19 protein-coding genes and 2 pseudogenes are annotated in these 24439 nt (G+C 66.6%); 12 read left to right on the top strand and 9 right to left on the bottom strand.

The features are described 5' to 3' along the window. Positions 1–141: 141 nt before the first annotated feature. From QE394_RS12000 to QE394_RS11990, 3 genes are all read left to right on the top strand, one after another. Positions 142–2823, top strand: coding sequence for a Tat pathway signal sequence domain protein (locus tag QE394_RS12000; protein WP_349034605.1), 2682 nt, complete (start codon positions 142–144; stop codon positions 2821–2823). 250 nt (positions 2824–3073) lie between these two features. Continuing rightward, positions 3074–3802 (top strand): polysaccharide deacetylase family protein, encoded by a 729-nt coding sequence (locus QE394_RS11995; RefSeq protein ID WP_056080794.1) that lies wholly within the window; start codon positions 3074–3076, stop codon positions 3800–3802. Between the two features lie 165 nt (positions 3803–3967). Then, a complete protein-coding gene (locus tag QE394_RS11990; RefSeq protein ID WP_349034604.1) occupies positions 3968–4987 on the top strand; it encodes an SRPBCC family protein in 1020 nt (339 codons plus the stop codon). Positions 4988–5112: 125 nt separating this feature from the next. Here the strand turns inward: QE394_RS11990 and QE394_RS11985 are convergent, their stop codons facing one another. The 3 genes from QE394_RS11985 to QE394_RS11975 all read right to left on the bottom strand — a co-directional run bounded on the left by QE394_RS11985 (position 5113) and on the right by QE394_RS11975 (position 10341). Then, a complete protein-coding gene (locus QE394_RS11985; protein WP_349034603.1) occupies positions 5113–7149 on the bottom strand; it encodes a rhamnogalacturonan lyase in 2037 nt (678 codons plus the stop codon). Between the two features lie 430 nt (positions 7150–7579). Next, a complete protein-coding gene (locus tag QE394_RS11980) occupies positions 7580–8896 on the bottom strand; it encodes an MFS transporter (RefSeq protein ID WP_349034602.1) in 1317 nt (438 codons plus the stop codon). A gap of 14 nt (positions 8897–8910) precedes the next feature. Further along, complete coding sequence (locus QE394_RS11975; RefSeq protein ID WP_349034601.1) at positions 8911–10341, bottom strand: M20 family metallopeptidase; 1431 nt, start codon at positions 10339–10341, stop codon at positions 8911–8913. 121 nt (positions 10342–10462) lie between these two features. On the opposite strand from QE394_RS11975, the gene QE394_RS11970 reads away from it, so the two are divergent. Further along, positions 10463–11365, top strand: a complete 903-nt coding sequence (locus QE394_RS11970) for a LysR family transcriptional regulator (RefSeq protein WP_349034600.1) — start codon at positions 10463–10465, stop codon at positions 11363–11365. A gap of 32 nt (positions 11366–11397) precedes the next feature. Here the strand turns inward: QE394_RS11970 and QE394_RS11965 are convergent, their stop codons facing one another. Beyond that, positions 11398–11880 carry an Lrp/AsnC family transcriptional regulator gene (locus QE394_RS11965; RefSeq protein WP_056080814.1) on the bottom strand — a complete coding sequence of 161 codons (483 nt, stop codon included), beginning with the start codon at positions 11878–11880 and terminating at the stop codon, positions 11398–11400. 119 nt (positions 11881–11999) lie between these two features. Between QE394_RS11965 and QE394_RS11960 the strand changes: the two are divergent. The 3 genes and pseudogenes from QE394_RS11960 to QE394_RS11950 all read left to right on the top strand — a co-directional run. Continuing rightward, positions 12000–13067, top strand: a pseudogene (locus QE394_RS11960) (histidinol-phosphate transaminase); the annotation flags it as partial. 80 nt (positions 13068–13147) lie between these two features. Beyond that, positions 13148–13753 carry a YitT family protein gene (locus tag QE394_RS11955; protein ID WP_235501540.1) on the top strand — a complete coding sequence of 202 codons (606 nt, stop codon included), beginning with the start codon at positions 13148–13150 and terminating at the stop codon, positions 13751–13753. Between the two features lie 70 nt (positions 13754–13823). Then, a pseudogene (locus QE394_RS11950) lies at positions 13824–14466 on the top strand (NAD(P)-binding domain-containing protein). A 92-nt stretch (positions 14467–14558) separates the two neighbouring features. Here QE394_RS11950 and QE394_RS11945 read toward each other — a convergent pair. Then, positions 14559–15539 (bottom strand): hypothetical protein, encoded by a 981-nt coding sequence (locus QE394_RS11945; RefSeq protein WP_349034599.1) that lies wholly within the window; start codon positions 15537–15539, stop codon positions 14559–14561. 154 nt (positions 15540–15693) lie between these two features. On the opposite strand from QE394_RS11945, the gene QE394_RS11940 reads away from it, so the two are divergent. After that, a complete protein-coding gene (locus QE394_RS11940) occupies positions 15694–16032 on the top strand; it encodes a hypothetical protein (protein WP_056080823.1) in 339 nt (112 codons plus the stop codon). Between the two features lie 38 nt (positions 16033–16070). Here the strand turns inward: QE394_RS11940 and QE394_RS11935 are convergent, their stop codons facing one another. After that, positions 16071–17000, bottom strand: a complete 930-nt coding sequence (locus tag QE394_RS11935; RefSeq protein ID WP_349034598.1) for a threonine/serine dehydratase — start codon at positions 16998–17000, stop codon at positions 16071–16073. Between the two features lies 1 nt (position 17001). Beyond that, entirely contained in the window at positions 17002–17307 is a 306-nt protein-coding gene (locus tag QE394_RS11930; RefSeq protein ID WP_056081647.1) for a hypothetical protein, read from the bottom strand. 159 nt (positions 17308–17466) lie between these two features. On the opposite strand from QE394_RS11930, the gene QE394_RS11925 reads away from it, so the two are divergent. Together QE394_RS11925 and QE394_RS11920 are read left to right on the top strand one after the other, a co-directional pair. Continuing rightward, on the top strand, positions 17467–18078 hold the full coding sequence (locus QE394_RS11925) for a thymidylate kinase (RefSeq protein ID WP_349034597.1): 612 nt from the start codon (positions 17467–17469) through the stop codon (positions 18076–18078). Between the two features lie 122 nt (positions 18079–18200). Next, positions 18201–19688 (top strand): cation:dicarboxylase symporter family transporter, encoded by a 1488-nt coding sequence (locus tag QE394_RS11920; RefSeq protein ID WP_349034596.1) that lies wholly within the window; start codon positions 18201–18203, stop codon positions 19686–19688. A gap of 91 nt (positions 19689–19779) precedes the next feature. Here QE394_RS11920 and QE394_RS11915 read toward each other — a convergent pair whose 3' ends face one another. Beyond that, complete coding sequence (locus QE394_RS11915; RefSeq protein WP_349034595.1) at positions 19780–20649, bottom strand: hypothetical protein; 870 nt, start codon at positions 20647–20649, stop codon at positions 19780–19782. An 88-nt stretch (positions 20650–20737) separates the two neighbouring features. Next, positions 20738–21577 (bottom strand): IclR family transcriptional regulator, encoded by an 840-nt coding sequence (locus QE394_RS11910; RefSeq protein ID WP_349034594.1) that lies wholly within the window; start codon positions 21575–21577, stop codon positions 20738–20740. Between the two features lie 179 nt (positions 21578–21756). On the opposite strand from QE394_RS11910, the gene QE394_RS11905 reads away from it, so the two are divergent. Together QE394_RS11905 and QE394_RS11900 are read left to right on the top strand one after the other, a co-directional pair. Beyond that, positions 21757–23067 (top strand): MFS transporter, encoded by a 1311-nt coding sequence (locus QE394_RS11905; protein WP_261620595.1) that lies wholly within the window; start codon positions 21757–21759, stop codon positions 23065–23067. 106 nt (positions 23068–23173) lie between these two features. Then, positions 23174–24382, top strand: a complete 1209-nt coding sequence (locus QE394_RS11900) for an amidohydrolase family protein (protein ID WP_349034593.1) — start codon at positions 23174–23176, stop codon at positions 24380–24382. Positions 24383–24439 lie beyond the last annotated feature (57 nt).

Below are 24439 nucleotides of genomic sequence, written 5' to 3'. Positions count from 1 at the left end.
CTGAAAGTCTCCGCAATTTCCGGCCACCCCCTTGCCACCCCGCACCCCGCGCAGTAGGTTTGAAACCATTCAAGAAAGCGCTTTCCCTTGCAGTGGGCGGGGGTTTATTCTGCGCGCCACAAACCGGCGGGAACGGACAACATGACGGACAGTACCCTCATCAGGTGGATCGACGGCGAAGCACCGGCAGGGACCAGCAACGGCACCACTTGGGGGATGCCCTTCCCCCGCGGCACCGTCCACGGACCGGACGCGTTGACAGTAACGGACGCCGGCGGTGCGGGCGTTGCCAGCCAGGCATGGCCCCTGGCCACCTGGCCCGATGGTTCGCTGAAGTGGGCCGGGATCGCGCTTCCGGCAACGGATTCGCCGTCGGCCAGCTACCAGGTGAGGCACGACGCCGGCGCCGCACCTACGGACGGCGACGCACCGCCGCCGGGCGCTCACGACGCCCAGGGCGTTCCGGCAGCCCTGGGCGGCGCCCGGGTCAGTGTCACCGAAAGCCCCGACGCTTTCACCGTGGACACCGGCGCCCTCCAGATGCAGATCAGCCGCAGCGGCTCTACGCTCTTCACCAGCCTCGTCCGCGACGGCCGGACTGTGTCACGCGATGCGCGCCTGGTGAGCCTCCTGCAGGACGGCATCCCGGAAGAGGCGGGCACCGCCAGCCGCCAGCAGTTCACGGGCGAGGTCACCGCCGTCGTGCTTGAACAGGACGGGCCGGTCCGCGCGGTGGTCCGGCTGGAAGGCCACCACCGCCAGGACAACACCGGCAGCGAGGGACGCTGCTGGCTGCCGTTCGTGGTCCGTTTCTACTTCTATGCCAATGCCCGCAGCGTGCGGATGGTGCACTCCTTTATCTGGGACGGGAACGCGGACCGGGACTTCCTGGCCGGCCTGGGCGTCCGCTTCACCGTGCCGCTGGAAACCGAGCTGCACAACCGGCACATCCGGATTGCAGGGGCCGACGGCGGCTTCCTCACCGAAGCTGTCCGCGGGCTTACCGGCCTGCGACGGGATCCGGGTGCTGACGTGCGCGCCGCCCAGGTTGCCGGACGTGCCACCCCATCAACGGACACCTGGAACCCTGAAGTCTCCGAACGCCTGCACCTGATCCCGTCGTGGGGCGACTACACGCTGACCCAGCTCAGCGCGGACGGCTTCGAATTGCGTAAACGGACAGCACCGGGCCACGGCTGGGTGGGCATCTCCGGCGGGACACGATCGGCCGGCTTCTGCTCGCTGAGCGATACTCGCGGCGGGCTGGGCATTGGCATCAAGGACTTCTGGCAGTCCCACCCCGGCCAGCTGGACATCCGCGGCGCCGCGGGAACAGATGCCACCGTGACAGCCTGGCTCTACTCCCCCGAGGCCCAGCCCATGGACCTGCGGTTCTACCACGACGGCCTGGGTCAGGACACATTCGAGGAACAGCTCGAAGGCCTGGAAATCACGTACGAGGACTATGAACCGGGCTTCGGGCACCCCACCGGGATTGCCCGCACCCATGAGTTGACTTTGTTCGCCTACGACGCCACTCCGTCCGCCGAAAGCCTCGCCGCCGACGCCGCTGCGGCGTCCTCACCAGCCCTGCTCCAGGCCACTCCGGAGTACCTGCACTCGGTGGGGGTGTTCGGCGACTGGGATCCGGTGGACCGGGGCACCCCCGCGCGGGCACGGCTTGAGGACCACCTCGACTTCCTGTTCGATTTCTACGCCGGCCAGGTGGAACAGCGCCGCTGGTACGGGTTCTGGAACTACGGCGACGTGATGCACACCTACGATTTCGACCGGCACGTGTGGCGGTACGACGTGGGCGGCTACGCCTGGGACAACTCGGAACTCTCCCCCGACCTCTGGCTCTGGTACTCCTACCTGCGCTCCGGCCGGGCGGACATCTTCCGCTTCGCCGAGGCCATGACCCGGCACACCGGCGAGGTGGACGTCTATCACCTGGGCCCATGGAAGGGCCTGGGGTCCCGGCACAACGTGCAGCACTGGGGCTGCAGCGCCAAGCAGCTGCGCATCAGCACGCCTGCCTACCGCCGTTTCTACTACTACCTCACGGCGGACGAGCGCACCGGCGACCTTCTGACCGAGCTGGTGGACAGCGACCAGAACTTCCTGGGCCTGGACCCGGTCCGCAAGGTCCGCCCGGACGCCGACACCTACCGGCCCAACCGCGGAGCCCTGGGCGTGGGGCTGGGCACGGACTGGGGCTCACTCGCCGCCACCTGGCTCACCGACTGGGAGCGCACCGGCAACCCCCGCTCCCGCGACCGGCTGCTGGGAACCATGGCGGATATTGGCGCCCTGAAGTACGGCTTCCTCACCGGCGAAGCGCTGTACAACCTGGACAAGGGCCGCTTCGATACCGGCCGGGAGATGATTTCCGTGTCCCACCTCAGTGCCGTGTTCGGGCTGGTGGAGATCTGCAGCGAGCTGGTGGACCTGGTGGATGATCCGGAGTTCGAGCGGGCCTGGCTGCAGTACTGCCGGCTGTTCCTGGGCACCAAGGAAGAGCAGGTGGCGGAGGTGGGTGAACCGCTGGCCGGCATCTACCTCACCCAGGCGCACAGCCGCTTGAGCGCTTATGCGGCAGCACGTTTGCAGGATCGTGACCTGGCAGCCCGCGCCTGGGAGAGCTTCAGCGAGGGCGGGGAGCACCTGAACCACGAATCTGCGTTCACGCTGCGGACCATCGAGCCGCCGCAGGTGCTGCTGCCGGTGGACGAAGCACCGACGGTTTCCACCAACGACACCGCGCAGTTTGGCCTGGCCGTCATCCAGAACCTGGCGCTGATCGGCCAGCACCTGCGCTGATACCCGCTCCCTCGAACTAACCCGCGACGGCGGCGCCCGGCCCGTTCATCCAAGACCGTGCGCCGCCGTCGTCCGCTTCCCTCACGCTGCCCTCCAAGGCCCGCAAAATAACGCCCGCATAACGGCCTTTTCGTGTCGCCAGATGTTACCCAGTCGAGGCCCGGCGCGTGTTTACACCGCCTTTCAGGGCGCCATAGGGTGCTTCACCTAAACAAGGTTCAGGAGGACCTTGGGAAGGGAAACGAGCACCATGAAAAGCAAATTTGCCGCCGTGCTCCTGGCTGCCGCGAGCTTGGCTGCGGCCTTGCTGGTGGGCAGCCCGGTGGCGGCCAACGCAGCGGACAAGCCGCTGATCGGCCTTACCTTCGACGACGGCCCGTCAGTCCAGCGCACGGCCTTCGTCCTCGACGTCCTCAAGCAGAAGGGGGTTAAGGCCACCTTCTTCCTCCAGGGCAACCACGCACAGCAGTACCCCGACCTCGTCCGCCGGATCAAGGCCGAGGGACACGTGATCGGCAACCACTCGTGGGATCACGCCAATTTCCCGGAACTGAGCCAGACCAGGCAGCGGCAGGAAGTTGACCGCACCAACTCCGCCATCACTGCCATCACCGGCGTAACGCCCAGGCTGATGCGCTTTCCGTTCGGCAACAGCACGTCCTACTCGCTGAACTACATCAGGAGCATCGGGATGAGCGGCGGCATCCAGTGGCGCTGGCATATCGGCCAGCCCGGCGACTTCGAATGCCCCGGTGCGGCCGGCGTACAGAAGTACGTCCTCGATGAAGCTGCACCCGGCGCGATCATCCTGCTCCACGACGGCAACGATGTCCTGTCCTGCCCCGCGTCGCAGTGGTCCTACCTGGCCCGGTCCATCGACGCTCTGCGGGCACGGGGTTACGACTTTGGCGTCGTGGCACCTTCCGCGACCGCCAACCCGCTGAACGAGGGGTCGTACGGCGTGGTGGTGGCACCCTGACCGAAGCCTCCGCCCGACCCCTGTGCCGCCGTCGGCCGCTTCTCCTCACGCCGCCCATCCCAAAATCAGGGGGTGGATTCCTGCGTCTCCGGAAGGTAACTTGGTAAGCATGCTGATGATTTCTGCAGATCCATCGGCTTCCGGTAACAGAGCAAAGGAGACGTTATGAGCACGAAGGTGGAAAAGCGCATTCTGGTGAACGTTCCGGTGAGCACGGCCTACAACCAGTGGACCCAGTTCGAGGAGTTCCCGCACTTCATGGGCGGAGTCAAGAGCGTCACCCAACTCAGTGACGACCGGCTGGAATGGGTGGCCGAGATCGGCGGCATCCGCCGGCAGTGGGAGGCCAGGATCCTGGAGCAGGTGCCGGACCGCAAGGTTTCCTGGGCCGCCACGGAGGGCGCAACCAACGCTGGAGCCGTCGAATTCGAGGACGTGGGCGGCGGCCAGACCTCCCTGCGGCTGACCCTCGAGTACGAGCCCGAAGGCGTTGTGGAGAAGATCGGCGACAAGCTCAACGTCATTGAACGCCAGGCAGAGTCCGACCTCCAGAAGTTCAAGGAGTTCATCGAGGACGAGGGTTACGCCAGCGGCGCCTGGCGAGGCAGCGTCAACCCCGGCGTAACGACGGGTACGCCCGGGGTTGAGCACGCTGGGGCCTCCCGCGGTGATTCCGGCAAGGCAGGCGTCTCAGGCAAGGTGGCGGCCGGCGTCGGCGTGGCCGCAGTGGCCGGCGCCGCAGCGGCAATGGCTGCCAGCGGTAACAAGGACACCACCGTGGGTGCCGACGAAACGGTCACCCCCGTGGCTCCCGGCGAACCCGTCACGGTCACGCCGATCCCGACCGACACGACCACCGACACCGCCGGCAGCGGCGCAGGCGTTACTGGCAGTGGGGCCGGGGTCACGGGCAGCGGCGCAGGAGTGACAGGCAGCGGCACCACGGCAACAGGCACGACGGCGGCAGCCGGCGCCCCCGGCCCGGTCACCGACGGATCGGTCGCCGACCTCGGCGATGACAGGATCGGCCACCCGTTCGACCAGACCAACGGCCTGGTGGACACCACGGGCGAATCCGACGAAACGCGCGAAGGTGAAGAATTCAGCGCTGGCGAACGCCGCGAGGATGAGCGCCGCCCGGACGGTGGCCTGCCCCCGGTTGGCGGGAACCTCGGCCAGCACTGACGGACGCCGCGTCCGGCCACCGGCCCGCCCAAGGCGGGTGCCGGCGTCGCACGTTGCATTCCTCAACAAAAGCACCGCCCGCCTCTCCCCGAGGCGGGCGGTGCTTTGTTGACCAGCGGCGTTTACTACTTCGTTTTGCCTGCGTAGAAGACGGACGGCGCTGCCGGCGTCTCCATGCCCTCGCCGATGAAGAAGCTCGGGTGCGGCGGCTGGTTGTAGCCCACGGTCTCGCGCGCCACGCCGGTCCGGTACATCGGATCGTGCATCAGCGTGCGGAGCCGGACTTCGGTGGGCGAGGTGCTGGTGTAGATCCGCAGCTCGGTGCTGTCGGTGGACGGGAAGACCAGTTCCTCGCGCCAGTCGCCCAGCAGGTCGGCCTGGAGCGACGGGTTGCCCTTGGTGTGGTTGTTGGTGCGGGCGCCAGTGGCGGTCAGCAACCGGTCGCTGGTTTCGGTCTCCCAGTTCCACTTGGAGATGGTGGGTACGCCCATGCCTGCTTCGGCGTCGAACTCATGGTCCACGATTTCACGCAACAGGTCGCCGTCCCACCAGGCCATGAAGTTGGCGGCCGGAATCTTGTCCGAGATCCGCTCGCCCTTGGCGGACATCAGGAAGCCGACGGGCGAGTTCCAGGCAGCGTCCCCGCCCACGGCCCAGCTTTCAGAGCCGGGGAACCGGGGGTCGATGTCGCCAGTGGCGCCGCGGCCGGTGTCCTTGATGGCGGGGATGCTCCACAGCACTTCGCCCGTGGCGGCATCGCGGAAGGTGGCGCCGCGGTTGCCGCTCTGGCTCATGCTCTCGTGCACCGCGAACGTTTCCAGGCCGGGCCGGGACGGGTCCAGGTCGCCGGTGTGGATGGCATCGCCGTGGCCCAGCTTGGTGTTGTACAGGGGCTTGCCGTCGTCGTCGATGGTCATGGAGCCGAAGACGAACTCGTCCTTGCCGTCCTGGTCCACGTCCGCCACGGAAAGGTTGTGGTTGCCTTGGCCCTTGTATTCGGCGCCGGCGATGTCCGAGTCGAAGGTCCAGCGCTTCACCAGCTTGCCGTCCACCAGGTCATAAGTGACCAGGACGGTGCGGGTGTAGTAGCCGCGACTGAACATCAGGGACGGCTTTTCGCCGTCGAGGTAGGCGACGCCGGCCAGGAACCGGTCCACGCGGTTACCGTAGCCATCGCCCCAGGCTGCGACGTTGCCGCGCGGCGGGTCGTAGGGAACGGTGTCCATGATGGTGCCCGTTGCCCCGTTGAAGACCGTGAGGAATTCCGGGCCGGACAGGACGTAGCCGGCGCTGTTGCGGTAGTCCGCCGCGGCGTCGCCGATGACGGTTCCGGCGGCGTCCGTGGTGCCGTCTGCCGTCTTGAACGACACCTCGGCCTTGCCGTCGCCGTCGAAGTCGTAGGCCAGCATCTGGGTGTAGTGCGCGCCGGCGCGGATGTTCTTGCCCAGGTCAATCCGCCAGAGCTTGGTGCCGTCCATCTTGTAGGCATCGACGTAGACGTTGCCCGTGAAGCCGGATTTGGAGTTGTCCTGGGCGTTGGACGGGTTCCAGAGCTGGATGATCTCGTAAGCGCCGTCGCCGTCCAGGTCCGCCACCGTGGAGTCGTTGGCGCTGTAGGTGTAGGGCTTTCCGTCCTTGCTGACGCCGTCCGCCGGCTTATCCAGCTTGATGGCCAGGTAGTTCTGCGCCAGCGGGGTGAACTCGGCGCTGAGCTTGTCCTGCCCGTTGCCGTTGCCCACGGTCTTGATGACGTACTTGGACTGGGCCGTTCCGTCGGGGTCAACGAAGGTGGTGGTGTCCCGGATGGGCTCCTCCGTGATCTGCTTGCCGTCACGCAGCACCTGGAAGCCCACACTGTCCTTGTCCAGGCCGAGCATGCGCCAGCCCAGGGTGACGCCCTGGTCCGTCAGCACGGCCACGGGGGCCCGGTCCAGGTTTTCCACCTGGCGCTTGAGGGCCTGCTTTGCCGCCTGGCCCGGCGCCGAGGACTGGCCTTGCGCGGTGGGCTGGCCCTGCGCGGTGGCCTCATCGGCCTGGGCCAGCGGAACTCCCGTGAAGGCGAGCGCCGCGGCGGTGAGGGAGGCCGCTGCTGCTGCCAGGGGTGCTGCTTTCCGGGCCCTGCCGGCCCGGGATGTGGGGGAACACTGCGAGTGGTAAACCAAAAGAACATCTCCTTTGATGCGGCGGCAGCTGAGTCTGCCGCTCAACATTTTGGAACGTTTCAACCACGCGGAAGCGCACCGCTTCGTAGAGGTGGGCTAGGGGTCCGCGTCGGATGGAAAACGCTTTCTGCCCTTCTGGTTTATCAACGAATGACAAAGCTGGTCAAGGGTTTGACCGTTAATGGTTGGGAGAAATTGTTCCGTTACGTTCTTTCTTCCATGGTGACGGGCGCTCAGTTTGCAGCGGACTTTCCCAAACGCGTGCCCCCTTCCCGGGACGAAATGCCGAACGCCCGCTCACGTTTGGCGCCTTACACGGAAACGCCCGCTCACCACGTAGCTCCGAAAGGAGGAAGGTGAGCGGGCGTCTCCGCAAAATCTGCAAGGCGTCGCGGGAAGTTGCGCCAGAGACGGCCGGGCGCCGGGTGGTTTACCGGATGCCGCGGAGTTTCACACCGGCAGCGAGGGCAACAAGGCTGATGATGGCCACCACGGCCAGGTAGTAGCCCGGCGCCACCGCCTGCCCCGTCTGCTGCACCAGGAACGCGGCAATCATGGGCGTGAATCCGCCGAAGGCCACCACGGCCGTGTTGTAGCTGAAGGACAATCCTGTTGCGCGGGTCCTGACGTCGAAGGAATCCGACATGACGGAGGGCAGCGCACCGAAGTAGGCAGCCTTGAGCAGGCCAAGGATGGTCATCACCAGAGCCAGCACCAGGAAGGACTTCGCGCTGATGACCCATATGAAGAGAGGTACGACGGCGAGCAGCAGGACCACCACGGTGGGCACCATGATGTTGAGCCTGCCGTACTTGTCCGAAAGGTGCCCCACCACCGGTGTTCCGAAGGTCAGGATGACGCCGGTAATGATCAGCGAGGTGAACGAGATGCCGGGCTCGAGCCCCAGTTCCTTGATGGCGAAGGTGGGCATGTACTGCAGGATGAAGTTCAGTGCCGTGGATACCGCCAGCGCGCCTCCGGCCAGCAGCATTCCTGTCTTCTGCGTGGCGAAAACGTCCCGGATGGGGGAATGCTTCTCCTCCGCAGCGCCCCGCTGGACGGGCACTTCCTTCATCTCCCGGCGGATCAGGAACCCGGCCGGTCCCACCAGCAGTCCGAAGAGGAAGGGGATCCGCCAGCCCCACTCGGTCATCTGTGCATCCGTCAGGACGGTGGTCAGTACGGCCACGAAGATCGCGGCGATCAGGCTTCCCAACCCCTGGCTGGCGAACTGGAAGCTGCCCAGGAAGCCTTTGCGCTTTCCGTTCTGGGCGATGAGGTAAGCGGTGGCGGCGCCGAACTCTCCACCGGCGGAGAAGCCCTGGATCAGCCGCGCCAGGACGATGCCGATGGGGGCCAGGATCCCGATGCTGCCGTAGTTCGGCATGAAGGCCAGCAACGCGGTGCCCAGGACCATCAGCCGGATGGTGACAGTCAGGCCTTTCTTCAGCCCATGGCGGTCAGCGAACGAGCCCAGCACCAGTCCGCCCAATGGACGGATGAGGTAGGAGACGCCGAACACGGCAAAAGCCTGGATGAGTTCGACTCCGGGATCGCTGCTGGGGAAGAAGTTCCGGCCAATGTAGATGGCCAGCAGGGCGTAGATGGCAATGTCGAACCATTCGAGGGCGTTGCCGATAGTGGCGGCAACAATTCCGCGGGTGGCCGCCCTGGAATCGGGCGATGCGTCCGGCGCATCGGCGGCGGCGAGGGCCGTGGGCTGGTTCTTCTGCTGGGGAATGGTCATGGAAACTCCAGGTTTCAGGATACGGAGCTGACGGTCAGGGAGTGCTGGTCCGCGCCGGCGGACGCGGGACTGTGTGAATTGGCGAGGTCGAAGAACAGGCCGCTGGCGATCTGCAGGCCTTCCCGGGCCACGTCCACCAAAAGGTGTTCGTCCGGGGCATGCTGCTGGCACCCCGGGTGGGAGTGCGGGATCCAGAGGGTGGGGAGGTCAAGGACATCAGCGAAGACGTAGCTGGGCAGGGAGCCGCCGATGTTGGGCAGGACGGTGGCCTCACGGCCGGTGCTTGCGGTCAGCGAGTTCGCGGCCCAGGCAACCCAGGGATTGTCCGGATCGATGCGGCTGGCGGCGAACGAGGTGCCCATGCGTAGCTCCACCATGGTGAAGCCCGCGGAGTCCAGGTGTCTGCGGATGGCCGCTTCAAGGTTGGCCACGTCTGTGCCGGGCACGAACCGCAACTGCAGCGCGGCCCGGGCGGTCCCGGGAATGGCATTGACGGGCTTGTCCGGGTTGCCCGCTCCCAGCGCCAGAACTTCGAGGGTGTTCCAGGCGTAGAGGCGCTCGGCCGGGCTGAGGGTCCGGTCTCCCCAGGCAGGGTCTGCTTGGGGATCACCTGGATTCGGCACCAGGTCCAGTACGTCCAGCGCAGCGGTGACGGAGTCCGGGATAGCGGCCGGGAGCAGTTCGGGCAGCTGAATGGTTCCGTGCCCGTCCACCAGGGACCCGACGGCGGCCGCCACCGTGGTGGCCGGGTTCCGCAGGAGCCCGCCCCAGTTTCCTGAGTGGTACGAGCCGGCACGGAGGTCTGCAATCAGTTCGAAGCTGACGCCGCCGCGTGCGCCCAGGAACACCGTGGGGCTCCCGGCGGCGAGGCGGGGGCCGTCGGAGCCGATAAAGACGTCGGCCCGGAGCAGGTCTTGGTGTTCGGCGGCAAAGTCGGCGAGGTCCGGGGAGCCGATCTCCTCTGCCCCCTCCAAGAGGAATACGAGGTTGAAACCGAGGCGGCCCCGCTGCTCAAGCAGCAGCCGGAGCGACACGATGTTGATCCAGTGCTGGCCTTTGTTGTCGGCGGCGCCGCGGCCGTACCAGCGGTCGCCGTCGTCGCTGAGCGTCCAGGGGCTGCGGCCGGCGCTCCATTCCCCGGCCTGGCCGTCGGTGACGTCGGCGTGTCCATAGCAAAGAACGGTGGGCAGCCCAGGATCCTCGTGCCGGGTGGCCACCAGGAAGGAGTTGGCGCCACCCCGCCAGGAGTCGAACCGGTCCACCACGCAGCCCATCGCCAAAAAAGCCGGCCCGATGACGTCATCAAGGTATGACTTCAGCGCAACGCGTCCCTGCGGGCTGAAACTCTCCGTGGGGTAGGAGACCAGCCGGGCCAGATCCTCCCGGAAGCGGCCGGAGTCTACAAATTCAGCTGCTGCGGCCAGAATTTCCTTGCGTTCCTGCATTCCGTACATCCTTTGCTCTTATGGCGTGAGTCCCAAGTTAGGTGTCCCTGGCGCAAACAACCAGTATCGTTTTGTCGATGAGCGTTGACTTCCATGCAAACCTAAAGGTCGGTCCGCGGGCATGAACATGCTGACTCCGGCACTGCTGTACTTCGACGCCGTGGCGCAGGAGGGCACCCTCACCGAGGCCGCAACAAAGCTGCACGTGTCCGCATCCGCCATCAGCCGCCAGATCAACAAGCTCGAAACCTCGCTCGGCATGCCGCTGTTCCACAGGCATGCCCGGGGTGTGGAACTGACCGAGGCGGGCAGGCTCCTGCTGGCTTACGTGCGGCGGGCAGAGGCGGAAGGTGCCGCCGTCCGGGAGGAACTGCTGGTCTCCATGCAGCGGAAGACGAGGACCCTGCGGGTGGCCTGCGCGGAGGGGTTCGCCAGGGTGTGGGTCCCCTCGGCGATCGCCGGCCTCAGCCGCCAGCATGACGACGTCGAATTCCACCTCGACGTAGTCTCCTCCTCTGAGGGGACCCGCCGTGTGGCGGAGGGCGAGGCCGACGTCGCCGTGGTGTTCTCGCTGGGCCCGCAGGCGAAGGTGACGGTGGAACATTCCACGCCAACGCCTGTGGCCTTCGCGCTGGTGTCCCCGGACCACCAGCTCGCCGCGGAACAGACCACCACCCTGAAGGACCTGTGCCGCTACAAGCTGGCGGTCACGGCACCCGGTTCAAGCCAGCGGGAACTGTTCGACCTCGCCATGCAGATCGAGGGCCTCACCCCATCCATCACGTTGCAGTCGGACCACATCAACCCGGTGATCCAGTTCGCCCGTTCCGGCGTCGGCGTTTCTCTGGTGGGCGGCCTGTCCCTGGACCGGCGGGACCGCGAGGAACTGGTGACGGTTCATCTGGACCATCCGGTGTTGCGGCAGCGTCACGGGCAGATCCAGACCATGACCGGCCGCACCCAGCCCGCCATCCTCACCGCATTCGTGGATGCGCTTATCGACGCTTTGGAACTGCTCGCCTGACCACTGGAGCACGTGAGCGCGCGGCGCGGGGGCTACTTGGAATGGGCCACCGCTTCGAGGAGCGGCAGTGTCCGGGTGGGCATGACCTCCACCAGGGACATCGCCGTGCTGGTGCGTACGACGCCGGCGATCGCCAGCATCGCATTGGTTACCCGGTGCAGGTCGGCCGGGTCCTTCGCCGCCACTTTCGCAAGCAGGTCCGCGTCGCCGGTGGTGGCGTGCATTTCGATGATTTCCGGAACGGCCTGCAGCGCCGCCGTGGCTTCGTCGCTGGCGGACTGGCTGATGGAGATCGAAATGAAAGCGATCAGCGGCAACCCCAGGGCTTCGGTGCGGACCCGCTGGCTGAATGGCGCCAGGCTGCCGTCGTTCACCAGCCGCCGCAGCCGGGCATGCACGGTGTTGCGGGCCACGCCCAGCGACCTCGAGAGCGAAAGGACTGTGGCCTGCGGGTCCCGGTCGAGTGTGAGGAGGATCTCTGCGTCAAGGGCATCAATGCGGTGCATAGTGAGCATTTTGCCACTCATGGGCACCATTGCATCAGGATCTGTCCTGCCGGAACCGGCTGTGTTGCGCAGACGCCCCTATTTGTCCCACGATGCTGGCATGACCAGCACCCTTCCCGAAGCGGCCGCTCCCCGCCCTCCGCGCCGCCGTCGCACAGCTTCCCGCGTACGTTGCCGGCAAGAGCGCCGAGTCCGAACTGACCGCGGCCCTGGCCTCCAACGAGAGCCACTTCGCTCCCCTGCCCCCGGTGGTCGATGTGGTGGCCGCCGAGGCCTCCCTGATGCACCGGTACCCGAACATGGGCGTGGTGGACGCTCGCGAGGCGATCGCCCGGCACGTGGGCGTCACCGCAGATGAAATCGCCGCGGGTCCGGGCAGTTCCGGCGTGCTGCAGCAGATCATTTCCGCCGTGTGCGATGCCGGCGATGAAGTGGTCTTCGCGTGGCGTTCCTTCGAGGCCTACCCCATCCTGGTCACGGTGGCGGGCGCCAGGCCGGTGCCCGTTCCGCTGCTGGACACCGAGCACCACAACCTCTCCGCCATGGCCGCGGCCATCACGGACCGCACCCGCCTGGTACTCCTCTGCTCGCCCAACAACCCCACCGGCGTGTCCATCGAAGCGGACGCACTGGAGGAGTTCCTGCAGGCAGTCCCGCCGCACGTCCTGGTGGTGCTGGACGAGGCGTATGTCGAATACCAGCGCGGCTCCGGCCTGGATTCGCTGGCCTTCTACCGCCGGTACCCCAACCTCTGCATCCTGCGCACCTTTTCCAAGGCCTACGGGCTGGCGGGGCTGCGGATTGGCTATGCCATTGCCCGCCCGTCGATAGCGGACGGCCTGCGGCGCACCGCCATTCCGTTCGGCGTGAACCGGATGGCCCAGGCCGCGGCCATCGCTTCGCTGGCAGCCACCGACGAGCTCGCCGCCCGCACCGACGCCGTGGCGGAGGAACGCACCCGCGTGATCGGGACCCTGCGGGAATCCGGTTGGGACGTCCCGGACAGCCAGGCCAATTTCTACTGGCTCCGCGCCTCTGACGAACTGCGCGGGCAACTCCTGGACGCGTTGTCCTCGGCCGACATCCTGGCCCGCGGCTATGCCGGTGACGGTGTGCGGATCAGCCTGGCGGACCGGGCAACGAACGATCGCGTGCTCGCTGTCCTCGCCCACCGGGAACGGTTCGCCGCCCAGTGACCACCTCAGCACTTCGCACCCCGGCCCCGGCCCCGGCTGACGGAACGCCCGGGCAAGGCGGGACGACGGCGGGACCCGCCGTGCCGCCGTCGGCCGCCCGCCATTCAGTGGTGGAGGACGTCCTGGGCATCCTGACGGGCACGTTCGCGGCGTCGCTGGGCCTGTTCCTGCTCAAGTCCAGCGAGGCGGTGACCGGCGGCACCGCGGGGCTGGCCCTGCTGCTCAGCTACACCGTTCCGTTGCCGTTCGGAGTTATTTTCACGGCGGTCAACCTGCCGTTCTTCGGCCTCGCCATCTGGAAGAAGGGTTGGAATTTCGCCCTGCGCACCGGGGCCGCCATCGCGCTGGTCTCGGTGATGGCCAGCCTGCACCCGTGGGCCTTCGGGTCCCTGGAGCTGGACCCCGCCTACGGCGTTGCAGCCGGGAACCTCCTGGCCGGCGTGGGACTGCTGATCCTGTTCCGGCACAAGTCCAGCCTGGGCGGCTTCAACATCCTGGCGCTGCTGCTGCAGGACAAGCTGAAATGGCGGGCCGGGTATGTGCAGATGGTGCTGGACGTGGCCATCGTGCTGGCAGCCCTTGCCCTGGTGTCCCCGCTGATGGTGCTTCTCTCCGCAGCCGGCGCCACCCTGCTGAACCTCATCCTGGCGCTGAACCACCGGCCGGGGCGCTACCTGGGAAAGTAGCTGCTTCGCCGCCGTTTTATTCCCGAAGTTTGCCTGAAATAACTTCATGGAAGCCGCTGTTGCCGCCACTATGACAACAATCGGAATCATCGGTGCAGGACATATTGGAAGCCAGGTTGCCCGGAAGGCGGCGGAGCTGGGCTACGACGTAGTCATCAGCAACTCGCGCGGACCGGAAACCCTGACGGACCTCGTGGCAGAGCTTGGCCCGAAGGCACGGGCTGCAACTGCAGCTGAAGCGGCCGCTGCCGCGCGACTTCGCCGTGGTTACGGTGCCGCTGAAGAACTACAAGGACGTTCCGGCGGAGCCGCTTGCAGGCAAGATCGTCATCGACACCAACAACTACTACTGGGAGCGCGACGGCCGGGTCCCGGCACTGGACAACGGCGAGGCCACCACCTCCGGCCTGCTGCAGGAGCACCTGCCCCAGTCAAAGGTGGCCAAGGGCTTTAACCACATCATGGCCAAGGACATCACCACGGACGGCACCCCGGCCGGCACGGACAACCGCCGTGCCCTGGCCACCGCCAGCGACTACCCGGAGGCCGCGGAACTGGTGGCGAACCTGTACGACGAATTCGGATTCGATACCGTCAATGTGGGCCCGCTGGAGGAAAGCTGGCGTGTTGAGCGTGACCGGCCGGCCTACGTGAAGCGGCAGAACGCCGCCGAACTCAAGGACAACCTGACGAAGGCACCCCGCACCGTCTGAGCACTTCTTGGCTAAGACCAGCCCGAACTGGCTGGCAGCACCTGTCGCGAAAACCCGGTTTCGGCGACGGTTTGCTGCCAGCCAGGGTCTTGTCAGTCCTCGTCCTGATTGTGGCTGCCGTCATGGTCGTGGCTGCGGGCAGGGACCAGCACCACTTCATACTGCGTGGGCGGCGGCATCTTGTTGAACTTCGCGTTCACCGCGGCGAGGGTATCACCGAACCTGGCCAGTGTGGTGGGGACGTCAAAGTTCTTGCTGGTGATCTCCTCCTTGAGCTTGCCGGATGAGAGGTCGCCGGAAAGCCTGATACGGGCGATCTTGTCCTGCTGGTTCTGGACGGCCCACAGGGTGCGGCCCTTCACCAGGATGCCGTCAACGTAGGGCAGCGCCGGAGTGTCGATCTTCGCGGTGTCGCCGGTCTCGGGATCCACGGTGTAAACGGCCTCGTTGAAGGTATGTGCAACGATCAGGACTTTACCGCCGCTGGCCGACGCTATGCCGTTGAGTCCGAACTGGCTTGCCGGATCAGACAGGGCAATTGTTGGATCATTGAGGGTCCTCGTCTCCACCTTCCCCAGCTTTCCCGAGCGGCTGACGGGGACGAAGTACAGCTCCGGGCGCTTGGAGTTGGTGAACCACGCGCCGTCTTTGGTGACGGTGACGTCGTTGATGAAGCCCGGCGCCAGGTCAACGGCGCCCGCGTCCTTGCCGGTCTCCGCGTCATAGACGAAGGCCTTGCCGGTACCGCCGCCGGCTACGAAGAGCAGGTTGGTGCGCTCGTCATACTTGAGGCCAACAGCCATCCGGGGGTTCGGGTCGAAGGTGGAGACGTCGATGAACCGCCCTGCCTTCCCGTCACGGATGTCGCCTCTGAAAATGTCACCGGTCATCAGCTCGCCGGCGTAGAAAGCAGTCCCGCGGCCCTCGGCAATGCCCTCGGCGGAATTGGCGCCGTCGAGCACTATGACGTCGCGCGGAGGCGCCGAGGCCGAGGCGGGAATGGCGGATGGCGCAAGCAGCGCGAAGAGGGCGATGAGTCCTGCGGCGGTGCGGCGATGTGCTGTTCGGCGCATGCTGGATCCTTAGTTGGCGGGTGATGCGCGGGGCCAATCTGCGGCAGCTCCGCACGGTGGTCCAGTAATTTTAAGCGCCTGCGTCATGCCCGCCAAGGCATCGAAGCCCCCATTCTGCTTACAATCGAACCCTCAATCGACTACTGAGGGATCCATGAAGAAACTCGCCACAGTCCTGTTCGCCGCAGGCCTCCTTGCCTCCGCCACGGCCTGCTCCGCTTCCCACCAGCTTTCCACCACCGAAACCTGCGAGCGTATTCAGTCCGTTGTCTCGAACCCCGCCAACGGTGCCGGCAAGACGGGCATGAACCGCCTGGCCAACCAGATCCGCCCCATCCACGCGGTCGCCTCGGATGACCTCAAGCCCGCACTGCAGTCCATCCTGGAGTACACGGATGAGCAGGCAAAGGAAACTCCGGACGAGGCCAAGCTGGCCGAACTCCAGACCGGTTACGAACAGGCCAGCGGCACCTACAGCCGTTTCTGCAGCTAAACCAGCGCAGCGGTTAACTGCGCGGCGGATCCGGCCGCCTACAGCGTGGCCGGGTCCGTGTTGGCGCCGCAAAGGACCACGGCCACGCGTTCGCCCGGCCCCGGCACATACGCGCCGGACAGCAGGGCGGCGTAGGCAGCGGCTGCACCGTGCTCCACCACGATGCGGTAGCCGTTCCACAGCGCGCTCCGGGCGGCGATAATGTCCGCATCCGTCACCAGGACACTTTCGACGCCGGCGCGGACCGCCACCGCGAAGCCGATCGCGCCAACGCTGCGGGCACCCAGCGAATCCGCCGCGACACCCGACACGGCCACGTCCACCGGGCTGCCCGCACGCAGCGCGGCATGAAGGGTGGGTGCGCCTTCGGGCTCCACTGCCACCACCTTGGCGTGCCCTTCCACGGCTGCGGCAATGCCGGCCATCAGTCCCCCACCGCCCACGGCCACCAGGACCGTGTCCACACCGGGTACCTGGTCCAGCAGTTCCAAGCCCACCGTCCCCGCGCCGGCCGCGATCTCCGGCTGGTCGTACGCGTGGCAGTACACCGCGCCGGTCCCGGCAGCATGCGCCACCGCTGCTTCGTAGGCCACCGCGTATTCCGCGCCGCCCTGCACGACGGCGGCACCGATGTCCCTGAGCTTTGCGACCTTGACGGCGGGCGCCGCGGCGGGGACGAAGACCGTTGCAGGGACGCCAAGCCGGGCAGCTGCGTAGGCGTTGGCCAGGCCGGCGTTGCCTCCCGAAGCCACCACAATGCCCGCCGGGGTCAGCTCCCCGCGTTCCTGGCTGGCCAGGATCCGGTTCAGCGCACCGCGTGCCTTGAAACTTCCGGTGTGCTGCAGGAATTCGCATTTGAACCAGACCGGGCCTTGGTACTGGCCGCGGTCTGCCTCCAGCACGGGCGTTAGCCGGGTGAGGCCGGCAATCCGCTGGGCGGCCTCATCCACATCCGTACGGTTGATCATCCTAGACGTCGTCGTCCCAGGTCCCGGGATCCTTCACCGCTTCCTCAGGCTTGCGCTCCTGCCCGCCGTCCGCAGGGTCTGCAGCCTCGCTGCCGGCAGTCTCGCCGCTTCCCACGTACGACGCCGGCACGGTCCCGGCAGCGTGGGCCTGCTGCTCTTCGCGGATATTGGCGGCGTTCGGCTGCTCCGGGTGCTGCCCGCTTTGCGGGGCTTCGGTGACTTGTTCCGCGTTGTCCCGGGCTTCGTCCGGGTCGCCGGGTCCACGGAGGTCCGCGGTGTTGCGGGGTTCATCGTTCGGTGTGGTCATGATCCTGCCTTCCGTTGTTGCTGGCTGGTCCTGCGGGCGGTTCCGGGGAAGCACGCCGCGAGTCCCAGCCTACTTTCTGCCGCGCTTCCTGTGAGTTCGGCCTCAACCGGGACGTTGGCCGGCCGGCCCGCGTTGTAGGAAGTGGCGGAAGGAGGCCACATGATCATCGTTCTCACCGGCATCGACGGTTCGGGCAAGTCGACGGCGGCCCGCGCCCTGGTGCAGGCTGTCCGGTCACGAGGAGGCAAGGCGATGCTGCTGAGCAACCATGCGGGCCGGCGCACCATGTCAGTCCTGGCTGCCAGGTGGGGTGTGCAACTGCCGGCCAGGGCCGCGGACGCCGCCGAAACACTCCTGCGCGTCTCCAACGTGCTGGTGTCCCATGTCCGGGCCCGCTGCTTCGATGGCGTGGTGGTCATGGACCGCCACCTTCATTGCCAGCTTGCCCTGCGCACCACGAAGGGACTGCCGCGCGGGCGCTTCCTGCCCTGGCTGCTCACGGCACTTCCCCAGCCCGCCGCCGTCGTACATCTGGACCTGGACCCGGCCGAAGCGCACCGCCGGATCACAGCGCGTGGAACCGATTCCGAAACCCTGGCGGACCTGGCCGCTTTCCGGGATGCCTACGCGGGACTGCCTGAATTCGGCACCTTCCTCCGGGTGGACGCCTCCCTTCCCGCCACCGAACTGGCAGAACGTGTGCTGCACGCTGTGGACACGCTTCGCGGCGGCCCAGGCGGCTACGGGAGGGGCGCGGCAGTCACAAACTGAATTTAGGCATTTCGCATTGTGGAAATGCAATTTCCCCTTGCGGAATTGATGTGACTGGGGTTACTTTTGCCTTAAGCCCCGGGCGTCCCCGGGCTGTTCCCGAATCGAAGAGGCAAAGGTCAATGAAGATCCCCAACCCTGAGGCACTGAAGGCGAGTTCGGTGCCCGCGAAGAGGAAGCCGCTGTATAAGTCGCTCTTCTTCCAGATTCTGATCGCCGTCGTGGCAGGTGTCCTCATAGGGCATTTCTGGCCGGACCTCGGATCACAGCTGAGGCCGCTCGGAGATGGCTTCATCAAACTCATCAAGATGATCATCGCGCCGCTGATCTTCCTGGTGATCGTCACCGGCATTTCGGCCGTAGGCGACGTTAAGGCGGTTGGAAGGGTTGGGGTCAAGGCCCTGGTCTATTTCACGGCGGCCACCCTGTTCGCCCTGCTCTTTGGCCTGGTGGTGGGAAACCTGGTCCAGCCCGGCGCAGGACTGAATATTGACCCGGCCACTTTGTCGCAGGCGGATCTGGACGCCAAAACCGGCTCTGCCGCACCCAAGGACGCGGCATCCTTCATCCTGGACGTCATCCCCGCCAGCGTCATCGGCGCCTTCGCCAGCAACAGCCTCCTGCAGGTCCTGTTCTTCTCGGTATTCTTCGGTGCAGCCATTGTGGTCATTGGCCGCGAACGGTGCATGCCGGTCATCAGCCTGATGGAGACCGTCCTGGAACTGATCTTCAAGATCATGTCCTGGATCATGAAGGTGGCACCCATTGGTGCCTTCGGCGCCATGGCCTTCATCATCGGCCAGTACGGCCTCAGTACGCTGAGCACCTACGCCGTGTTGATCGCCGCGTGCTACGGAGCCGCCATCGTCTTCATTGGGCTGCTCTTCGCCGTCGCCTGGCTCACCGCCCGCGTGCCGCTGTGGCAGTTCCTCAAGTACACCCGTGAGGAATTCCTCCTGGCCCTGGGCACCGCTTCCACCGAGGCCGTCATGCCACGGATCATGACCAAGCTGACCAACGCCGGCTGCTCCCGCGCCACCACCGGCCTGGTGGTACCCACCGGATACTCCTTCAACCTCGACGGCGCAGCCATCTACCTCTCGATTTCGCTGCTCTTCCTGGCGCAGGCCTTCGGACATAATCTGGACCTCGGCCAGCAGCTCGCCGCCCTGGGCGTCCTGCTCCTCACCTCCAAGGGCATGGCCGGCGTCCCGGGCTCGTCCTTCCTGGCACTCTCCGCCACGGCCGCCGCGCTGGGGATCTTCCCGGTAGCCGGCGTGGCGCTCCTGCTCGGTGCGGACCGGCTGATGGACTCCATGCGCGTGGTGGTCAACCTGCTCGGCAACTGCGTGGCCACCTTCGTGGTCTCCAAATGGGAAGGCCAGTTTGACCGCAGCGTCATGGTCCGGGCCTTCAAGGGCGAGATCACCAACCACGACTCCGCCGTGATGCTCGGGAAGGAAGAAGACTTCCAGGACCAGGAGCTGCAGCGGATCAGCGAGGGCCAGGCACCGTCGCCCAAGTTCCGCGGCGGCCCGAATCCCGGTGATATTCCCCGGTTCCAGATGAGCAAGTCAACGCGCGCCGGCACGGGCAACAGCCCGGACTAAGCGTTACCAACCCTTAGCAAGGCGGCAGGCGGGCAGGACCACCAGGTCCTGCCCGCCTGCTTTATGCGCCGCAGTTATGCACCGCGTGCCGTCAGTTCGAGGCGGTAGGCGAGGGCGTGGGCCCTTCGCTCTCCTCCATCTCCGATTCGGTGGTGCTTGGCACCGCCGACCCGCTGGGCGTCGCGGAACTGGAGGACGTGCTGCCGGAAGTAGCCGACGATGTGGACGTGGGGCTGGACGTCGCACTGCCGCCATCGTCCGCCTTCTCCAGCACCTTGTCGATAAGGTCCTCAAGCTCCTTCCTGTCCGGATCCCCCAGGCTGGCGCCGCTCTTGGTGGCTACCACCAGCAGCCTGCCTTCTGCGGCCGAGACCTGCATCAGCTTCTGGCCGTTCTCACCGCTGCGGGTGCTCACCGTGGCAAACGTCTCGCTGGCGTCGGTGTCAGCCTTGAGCTCCTCGGAGGACACCTCGTAGGTCTGGCCCAGGGCGGACACCTTGAAATTGGCGCACTGGTCCATCTTGTCCTTGATACCGCTAAGCACCTTCACGGCGTCCGGCCCCTCGCTGCCGGACTGGGCGGACAACGTGCGTGGCTGGTCGCCTTCAGACAGGGCAACGGCTACGTCGCCGCTTTCCACCTTGTCCAGCAGGCCCGCTGTCGCGATGTCCTTGCAGTCCTTGGGATCGACTGTCGCAGTGCTCATCAGCAGGTTGGCGATGTTCCCGCCCTGGTCCACCTGTTCCTTCGAGTAGAGCTTCAGCTCGTTGCCGTCCCCGTCCTTTTGGCCGGCGATCAGGTCACGCAGCTCATCCTCGCTGAACACCTTCGCCTCGGCACTTGGGGTTGCCGACGCCGACTCCGTTGCCGAAGGGCTGGATGTCCCGCCGCCCCCGCCGGAGCAACCGGCCACGGCCAGCATTGCCGCCGCCATCAATCCAAGCGCAGGTACTTTTCGCATCAGAAACAACCCTTTCAGAATAGAAAGCATGCTTAGTGTTTCTACTCTAGGCCCGTGCCGGGAAGACCGGAAGCACCCTCGGCAACTTTCAGGCGGAGCTGTTTCCGCGCGCGGCCGGTACAGGATGCCGCCAGGCACCGCTGGCCTTCCCCTGGTGCCCCAGGCTCCGGGAGATGGCGAGGGCCGAGGCACGCACCAGCGGCACCATTTCATGCGCCTGGGTGGCGGCATCGGGCACCACGATGGACAGTGCCGCCACAACATCCCCGCCGGCGCCACGGATGGGCGCCGCCACGGATACCGTCTGCGACGGATGGGTACGCCTCACCACGGCGGCGCCCGCCTGCTTGACCTCGGCCAGCAGTGCACGCAGGTCCTTGGCGGGGCCTGGTCCCGGGCCGCCGCCCTCTCCGTCAGGCTGAGCCAGCAGCTCCTCCTGCACGTCCGGGGCAGTGTAGGCCAGGAGGACCTGCCCGACGGCGGTGGTGGACAGGGGCATCCGGCCACCTACCCGGTACGCGACTTCGGTGGCGGTGCGTGAGGAGAGCCTGTCGATCAGGACGGCCTCGTGGCCTTCGCGAACGGCAAGGAGCACGTGGTGGCGCGTCACTTCGTAAAGGTCCTCGAGGTAGGGCAGGGCGATCTGCCGGACCCCGTGGCCGCGGGGCGACAGGGAGGCAATCTCCCACAGCCGCACTCCCACCACATAGCGGCCGTCCTCCAGCTTTTCCAGCGCTCCCCATTCCGTCAGGTGGCGCACCATCCGCAATGCGGTGGCGGGCGCCAGGTCCGCGAGGCGGGCCAGCTCGGACAGGTTCAGGGCCCTTCGCTGTTCGGTGAACTGGGCCAACAGGCTGAGGGCGCGGACCACCACGGGCTGGCCGGGAACCACCGGCACGGACCCCGCTGCACTACCCGCTCCCGCCACGCGGTCTCCCTTCACCCTTGATAGACGCCCCTCCTTCTTCAAGCCTCAACTTTGTGGCCCACGACACAAAGTGCATTTTCACTCAGTGAAAAGTACGATTTCGGCGGCGCCCACCGGCGGGCAAGCTGATGGACGACCCGCCGGGGACTGCCTGGCGTCTTATCCGATTGGAATCAACGATGAACTCCAATGCTCCCAGGAAATCCCTGGCCGTCATCTTCGTGCTGTGCTGGCTTGGCCTGCTCGCGGACGGCTACGACCTTTACGTCTACGGCGCCACCCTCCCCGGCCTGATCGGACATCCGCCGTTCAACGTCACGCCCGCCGCCGCTGGTGCCGTTGGCTCCATTGCGCTGGTGGGGATGCTGCTTGGCTCCCTTATCGTCGGCACGCTGACTGACCGGCTGGGCCGGCGCCGGATCTTTGTCAGCGCCCTCGCCCTCTTTTCGCTGGCCATGCTGGCCTGCGCCGCAGCGCCGAGCTGGGAGCTTTTTGCGGTGTTCCGCTTTGTCGCCTGCTTCGGCGTCGGCGGTTTGCTCCCGACGGCGGTGGCGCTCACCAACGAGTTCGCCCCGCCCGGCAAGAAGTCGCTGGTGCTCGGCGCAGTGCTGACGGGCCCGGCTGTGGGAACCGTGGTGGCATCCCTCAGTTCGCTGGCACTGTTGGAGGGGAGCGGCTTCCGCCCGGTCTACGCCATCGGAGCGGCCGGCCTGTTGATCGTCCCGTTCGCGTGGTTCCTGCTGCCGGAATCGCCGTCGTTCCTCCGCACCCAGCTCCGCACCGCCGAGGCGGACAGGCTCGAAGCCGCCTATGGGTTGCCCGGCAGCGGCGATGCCGCCACGTCATCCGCCGTCCCATCCGCCAGGATCTCGCCCACCCGTGCCCTGTTCGCCGAGGGGACAGCCCGCACCACTGTCCTGCTCTGGGCCATCACGGTCCTGAGCCTGCTGACGATCTTCGGCGTCAGCACCTGGCTCCCGCAGATCATGCGCACGGCAGGTTTCGGCGTCGGCTCCTCGGTGTCGTTCCTGCTGGCCTACTCGGTGGGCGCCGTCGTCGGTACCGTCCTTGCGTCCGTAGCCAGCCAGAAGTTCGGGCCACGGCCGCTGGTGATCGTCGGCTTCGTGAGCGCGGCGGTAGCCCTCCTGCTGATGTCCACCAACCCGCCGGCTGCCCTCATGACGGTACTTGCCGCCGTCGCGGGCTTTGGCGGACTGGGAACACAGAACATGATCAACGACTTCATCGCCCAGTTCTACCCAGCCGCTACGCGTGCCACCGGCCTGGGTTGGGCCCTGGCCGTGGGCCGGCTTGGCGCTATCGCCGGGCCCACCTACGGTGCATTGCTGGTGGGTTTTGGTGGCGGAGTACCCGTGGCTGCCATGGCGTTCGCGGCACCCGCGCTGATCGGGGCCGTGCTGATGCTCGCGCTGCGCACCAGGGCGGCGCGGCGTCCTGCCGTCGCGGCCGACGCAGAACTGGTTGCCTGACAGAGTGGCGTAGGGACGCAGGTCCCCTGAGCTGAACCCATGCCCCGGGCGGTAACCGCCCGGGGCATCCTGCTGTGGAATAATCCGCTGCGGGAGGCCTGACGACGTGAGCAACGAACTGATCCTGCGCGGGCGCGTGGTCACCGGACGCCTGGACATCGCCGATGGTGTGGTGGCTGTGGACGGCCGCCGCGTCACGTACACCGGTCCGGCGTCGGACTTCCCCGGAGAACCCCTGCCCGCCCGCGACCCCACTGCCGCCGGACGTATCCTCCTGCCAGGGCTGGTTGATCTGCATTGCCACGGCGCGCACGGAAACGACTTTTCGGAAGGATCTGTGGACGGCGCCCGGGCCGCGGCGCGCTACCTGCACAGCCGGGGCACCACAACCCTGCTGGCCAGCGTGGTGACGGGGTCGCCACGGGACCTGCTGCGCAATCTGAGTGCGCTATGGACAGTGGCCGGGGAGGGTTTGACTGCAGGGTCCCATCTTGAGGGCCCCTTCCTCGCGTCGTCCCAATGCGGCGCCCACGACCCGGGGTTGCTGCTGGAACCGGACAACGCCCTGATGGAGCAACTGTTGGAAGCCGCCGGGACGTCCCTTGCATCCATGACGCTCGCCGCAGAGCTTCCGGGTGCTTCCGCGCTCCTGGATCTGCTGGCCTCCCGCGGGGTGATCCCGTCGCTGGGGCACACGGCCGCCGGGCATTCCACTGCCGCGGCTTTCCTTGACCGAGCAGCCTTGGAACTTCGTGGTTCGTCCAACGTTACGGGCAGGCTTCGGCCCACGGTGACCCATCTGTTGAATGCCATGCCGCCGCTGCATCACCGGTCCCCCGGCCCCGTTGCCGCAAGCATCAGTGCCGCGCGCGCCGGACAGGCGGTGGTGGAACTGATCGGCGACGGCGTCCACGTGGTGCCGGAGACCATCAAGCTGGTGTTCGACCTGGTGGGTGCCGGGAACGTCGCACTCGTCACCGATTCGATGGCCGCGACAGGACTGCACGACGGCGGCTACCGGCTTGGGACGCTGGCGGTCACCGTTGAGCAGGGCGTGGCACGGGTCGACGCCACGGGTGCCATCGCCGGCGGTACGGCCACGCTGCTGGATGTGGTGCGGGTTTCCGTGGCCGCCGGGGTCCCACTTCAGGATGCGGTGCTGGCTGCGAGCAGCGTGCCGGCTGCGGTCCTCGGGCTTTCTTCCGAGGTGGGCGACCTTGCCGCGGGAATGCTTGCGGACGTTGTGGTGGTTGACTCCGGACTCGGGCTCACCGGGGTGCTCCGGAACGGCGAATGGGTGACCCCGCTCGTTTGAGGGTGCCGGGCGGCTGGCTTTGTTGCGCTGCTGGTTCTGTGGCGCTGCTGGTTGGGC

This window comes from Pseudarthrobacter sp. SORGH_AS 212, assembly GCF_030818145.1.
In the GTDB taxonomy this organism is placed as follows: Bacteria; Actinomycetota; Actinomycetes; order Actinomycetales; family Micrococcaceae; genus Arthrobacter.
This window is presented reverse-complemented; position numbering and strand designations above follow the sequence as displayed.

Coding starts and splice junctions, on each gene's coding strand:
- QE394_RS12000 (WP_349034605.1), top strand. CDS start 142: ATGACGGACAGTACCCTCATCAGGTGGATCGACGGCGAAGCACCGGCA.
- QE394_RS11995 (WP_056080794.1), top strand. CDS start 3,074: ATGAAAAGCAAATTTGCCGCCGTGCTCCTGGCTGCCGCGAGCTTGGCT.
- QE394_RS11990 (WP_349034604.1), top strand. CDS start 3,968: ATGAGCACGAAGGTGGAAAAGCGCATTCTGGTGAACGTTCCGGTGAGC.
- QE394_RS11980 (WP_349034602.1), bottom strand. CDS start 8,896: ATGACCATTCCCCAGCAGAAGAACCAGCCCACGGCCCTCGCCGCCGCC.
- QE394_RS11975 (WP_349034601.1), bottom strand. CDS start 10,341: ATGCAGGAACGCAAGGAAATTCTGGCCGCAGCAGCTGAATTTGTAGAC.
- QE394_RS11970 (WP_349034600.1), top strand. CDS start 10,463: ATGAACATGCTGACTCCGGCACTGCTGTACTTCGACGCCGTGGCGCAG.
- QE394_RS11965 (WP_056080814.1), bottom strand. CDS start 11,880: ATGCTCACTATGCACCGCATTGATGCCCTTGACGCAGAGATCCTCCTC.
- QE394_RS11945 (WP_349034599.1), bottom strand. CDS start 15,539: ATGCGCCGAACAGCACATCGCCGCACCGCCGCAGGACTCATCGCCCTC.
- QE394_RS11940 (WP_056080823.1), top strand. CDS start 15,694: ATGAAGAAACTCGCCACAGTCCTGTTCGCCGCAGGCCTCCTTGCCTCC.
- QE394_RS11935 (WP_349034598.1), bottom strand. CDS start 17,000: ATGATCAACCGTACGGATGTGGATGAGGCCGCCCAGCGGATTGCCGGC.
- QE394_RS11930 (WP_056081647.1), bottom strand. CDS start 17,307: ATGACCACACCGAACGATGAACCCCGCAACACCGCGGACCTCCGTGGA.
- QE394_RS11925 (WP_349034597.1), top strand. CDS start 17,467: ATGATCATCGTTCTCACCGGCATCGACGGTTCGGGCAAGTCGACGGCG.
- QE394_RS11920 (WP_349034596.1), top strand. CDS start 18,201: ATGAAGATCCCCAACCCTGAGGCACTGAAGGCGAGTTCGGTGCCCGCG.
- QE394_RS11915 (WP_349034595.1), bottom strand. CDS start 20,649: ATGCGAAAAGTACCTGCGCTTGGATTGATGGCGGCGGCAATGCTGGCC.
- QE394_RS11905 (WP_261620595.1), top strand. CDS start 21,757: ATGAACTCCAATGCTCCCAGGAAATCCCTGGCCGTCATCTTCGTGCTG.